This is a genomic window from Edaphobacter sp. (assembly GCF_035532915.1).
Lineage (GTDB): Bacteria > Acidobacteriota > Terriglobia > Terriglobales > Acidobacteriaceae > Edaphobacter.
Window position 1 is genome coordinate 1 of record NZ_DATKQC010000148.1, and the last position, 3,725, is coordinate 3,725.

General features: G+C 56.2%; 5 protein-coding genes. 4 read left to right on the plus strand and 1 reads right to left on the minus strand.

Annotated elements, in window-relative coordinates; all coding sequences use genetic code 11:
* Positions 1-595: DUF4400 domain-containing protein (locus VMU57_RS07240; RefSeq protein WP_325381963.1), on the plus strand; the 595-nt coding region annotated here is incomplete at its 5' end.
* 44 nt (positions 596-639) lie between these two features.
* On the opposite strand, the gene VMU57_RS07245 is transcribed toward VMU57_RS07240, so the two are convergent.
* Positions 640-1,116 (minus strand): DUF6998 domain-containing protein, encoded by a 477-nt coding sequence (locus VMU57_RS07245; protein ID WP_325381964.1) that lies wholly within the window; start codon positions 1,114-1,116, stop codon positions 640-642.
* Positions 1,117-1,196: 80 nt separating this feature from the next.
* Here VMU57_RS07245 and VMU57_RS22830 point away from each other — a divergent pair, with 80 nt between their 5' ends.
* The 3 genes from VMU57_RS22830 to VMU57_RS07255 all read left to right on the plus strand — a co-directional run.
* A complete protein-coding gene (locus tag VMU57_RS22830) occupies positions 1,197-1,418 on the plus strand; it encodes a helix-turn-helix domain-containing protein (RefSeq protein ID WP_349255560.1) in 222 nt (73 codons plus the stop codon).
* Positions 1,418-1,792 (plus strand): hypothetical protein, encoded by a 375-nt coding sequence (locus VMU57_RS07250; protein ID WP_325381965.1) that lies wholly within the window; start codon positions 1,418-1,420, stop codon positions 1,790-1,792. Before VMU57_RS22830 ends, VMU57_RS07250 begins: the two co-directional genes overlap by 1 nt.
* Positions 1,789-3,725 (plus strand): Hsp70 family protein (locus tag VMU57_RS07255; protein WP_325381966.1); only part of this gene is annotated, 1,937 nt, incomplete at its 3' end. The genes VMU57_RS07250 and VMU57_RS07255, both read left to right, overlap by 4 nt.

Genomic DNA, 3,725 nt, shown 5'->3' on the forward strand with positions numbered 1-3,725 from the left:
TGTCGATTGGACATTCGTGTTCAAGGTTTGGCCGGACGGTATCGACCGGTTGAAGAGCATCCTGGCCGCAGACCTCGCGCGCGGGCGCGACCTCGCTGCGTGGCAGGGCGCGGTGCCGGACGCCGTGGCCGGAACGGCGAATTTTCTTTATGGGGTGGTCTTCCGGTTCACGGGAATCCACGACATGGGAATGCGATTCGCGGAGGGCGCGGCACTTTCCATCCCGGACACGATCGTGCGCAACACCTATATGGCCAACATCGAAGCCATCGAGGTGGCGATGATCGGAACGCAGCTGCTCGGTGTACGTCTTGCGACGCTGGCAATGGTTGTGCCGATTCTCGTGCTCACCTACATCGTCGCGGGGGCAGATGGGCTGACGCAGCGTGCGATACGCAGGGCATCCGGCGGGCGGGAATCGGCGAGCCTCTACCACCGCGCCAAGCACCTTCAGGTCGCGCTGATGGCAACCGGGTTGATGGCCAGCCTGCTTTGGCCAGCGACCCTAGACGTACGCTGGGTCGGCTTACCGCTTGCAGCAGCCTTGGGGGTTCTCGCCCGGCTCCAGTGGGCGTACTACAAGAAGCACCTATGACGAAAGGACTCCCCTAGCTGTGCATACGATTCTCGTCGGTTCGGCTATCCAGCCGGCCAGACCTTAATCCCGATAGACTTGAACTTGTTCATGCTGAGGGCACCCCGTTCGTTTCTCGCTTTCGAACCTGGTGCTGACAGTGCCAGCTCGATTTCAGCCCGGCGCGCCTCGTAGATCGCAGTCGGCTCAAGATTGGCATCCAGGAGTACCAGTACCACCCCGTCCCATTCCTTGGTGAGATCAATCCGCCCAAGCCGCTGGCCTGGGTTGCTGCTCAGAATGCACCTGCCCTTTACCTGCAAACGGTCTATAGATTTCCCACGGTGCCGGACGGCGTCATAACCTGACTGCCTCACCGCAGCCAGTTCCAGGCCGAGGATCCGGGCGGCCTCATACTCGGCAACCTCCCCTGTAATACCGATCGGCCTACCGGTAAGCGCGCGGTACCGCTTCGCGAGCTGCTTCGCGGTGGCGATCAGTTTTCCGACTTCTACGAGATTCAGGGGACCATGTTCCGGCATAGCGTTGAGCGTTCGGCTAGTAAGGGCTATGATGTTTGCCAATATTGGCCAATTTTGACAGAGAGGCACTAGTTTTTCCAATGGCAACAGCCGAGCGAGAGATCCTTACGCTTTCGGAAGTCGCTGGGTATCTCAAGGTCGCCGAGCGGACGATTTACCGTCTTGCGGGGGCACGAAAGATCCCCGCATTCAAAGTCGGTGGCGCGTGGCGCTTTCCCAGGGCCGAGATCGATGAATGGATCAAGCAACAAACTAAAGCCGCAAGTGGCTCTCACAAGCCTCCCGGTGTCAGGAGAAGGTAATGCCCTCTGAAGACAACAGCTCTACCGAGCAGATAGAACGCTCCTTGATCGAGATTACTGTGGAGAGCTGGAAGTTTTCACGGATCTTCGCACGTGTCGTGAACAAGCTCGATGCTGGGGAAGCAGGTCGCTACGTGAACCAGCTTAGATACTTCCAGAAGAAGATCGAGCAAAACCTGGATGCGGCAGGTCTCAAGCTTGTGAATGTAGAAGGGCACATGTTCGATCCCGGCATGGCAGCATCGCCTTTGAACATAGGTGATTTTGGTCCGGATGACGCGTTGCTCGTCGACCAGATGGTGGAGCCCATCATCATGGGACCAGACGGCCTCAAGAAACAAGGCACCGTAATGCTCCGGAAGGTACAAGCATGAATTACGTCGGAATCGACCTGGGCACCACGAATAGCGCGATTTGCTCCTATGACGGTGAGACAGTCCGCTTGTACAAAAGCCCCGAGCAACACGACGTCACCCCATCCGCGATTTACGTGGATAAGCGTGGTAGAAAATACTTGGGGCGTGCGGCCTACGACAACGCGGCCAAGGACTCTGACAATGCCGCGGTATTGTTCAAGCGCGTAATGGGCACGAGTACCCCGATCAAGCTTCTGGCAGCCGGGCGAACCATGACGCCGGAGGAATGTTCTGCCGAGATCCTGAAAGTCCTCTTCGGTTACTTGCCCGAAGAAATCCGCAACAGTGCAGAAACCGGCTCTGTCATTACTGTACCAGCCGCGTTTAACCAGATGCAAAAGGACGCCACCATGTCCGCTGCGGACATGGCTGGAATAGGCAAGGTCGCTCTGATGCAGGAACCGGTAGCTGCCGTTATGAGTGTCATGCGACAGCGGAAGGGAGACGGTGTCTTTCTCGTCTATGACCTAGGCGGTGGCACTTTGGATATCGCTCTCGCGGAAAGCATTTCGGGGCGTGTAAACCTGTTGGCGCATGGCGGCATTGCAATGTGTGGCGGGCGCGATTTTGATCGCATTCTTCTCGATAACGTAGTCAAGCCGTGGCTCCTGGACAACTTCAACCTTCCAGAGGATTTTATCGTCAGTCCACAGTTCAAATCCTTGGGCCGAATGGCGACGTGGGTTGCCGAGAAGGCAAAGATCGCCCTCTCCTCGAGCGAGGAAGTCCTGATCAGTGACCCCGCTTTCGATGGAATGAATTTCAAAGACCTTTCCGATAAAGAGATCTATCTGGATATTCCCCTTACCCGGAAAACCTTCGATGACTTGATTTCGCAGAAGGTGGATGAATCCATCCAAGCTACCCGTGAGACGATGGAAAAAGCCGGCCTCAGTCCGCACGATGTGGAGCGCGTGGTCTTCGTAGGTGGACCGACACAGTACAAACCTCTACGCGATAAGGTTGCCTTTGAACTTGGGGTAGCACCATCCACTGACGTTAACCCCATGACAGCAGTAGCGGAAGGCGCTGCAGTATTCGCTGAATCGATCGACTGGAATTCACAAAGTCGCGGCAGAAAGAGTACGCGTGGCGCAATTAGTGCTGGAGGTCGCCTTGATCTGGCGTTCAACTATGTCGCTCGAACCCCCGACTCGCGTGCCAAAATCGCCGTCAAACTTGGAGGTACAGCGCTCTCCAGTGCGGAATTTCAGGTAGATAGTTTAGATACCGGCTGGTCCTCGGGTCGGATCGCTTTGAAGAACGGCGCGACGGTCGAGGTAATCCTCTCGAAGCCTAGTGAAAACACTTTCAAGATCTCGGTCTTCGATGCTGCCGGGGGACCGATTTCCTTCGAGAATAACAAGATCATTATTACTCGCACAGCAGCAACCATTGACGCGATACCTTCCTCCTCCTCGATTGGCGTCGAAGTGCTCGACAAACTTGGCGGGCGGTCCATTCTGGATTACTTGGTCAAGGAGGGAGATCCCCTGCCCAAGAAAGGGCAAAAGAAATTCAAGGCGGGTGAATCGTTGCGTGCCGGGGGAAGCGGCGCAATCAACGTCAAGCTTTGGGAAGGCGATATTGAGGACCCAGTAACTGACAATCGCCCCATCGGTACGTTGTCGATCAACGGGCACGACTTTGCCGAAGGAGTTATCTCAGCTGGTACCGAACTCGTTTGTGACTATGAGGTACTGGACTCCGGCAACATTGTTCTGGAAATAACGGTTCCCAGCATCGGCGGAAGCTTTCACAGCAACCGCAATTTCTACTCGCGGCAGGCCGACCAGATCGATTACTCCAGCGCCTCCGTTCGGGTCCACAAGGATGCCGAATCGGTACGTTCGAAAGTCGAGGCTGTCGCAGGCAAGGTTGATAGTCCGAA

Bases quoted from the DNA above. Each gene is read 5' to 3' on its own strand.
- VMU57_RS07245 (WP_325381964.1), bottom strand. From the start codon at position 1,116: ATGCCGGAACATGGTCCCCTGAATCTCGTAGAAGTCGGAAAACTGATC.
- VMU57_RS22830 (WP_349255560.1), top strand. From the start codon at position 1,197: ATGGCAACAGCCGAGCGAGAGATCCTTACGCTTTCGGAAGTCGCTGGG.
- VMU57_RS07250 (WP_325381965.1), top strand. From the start codon at position 1,418: ATGCCCTCTGAAGACAACAGCTCTACCGAGCAGATAGAACGCTCCTTG.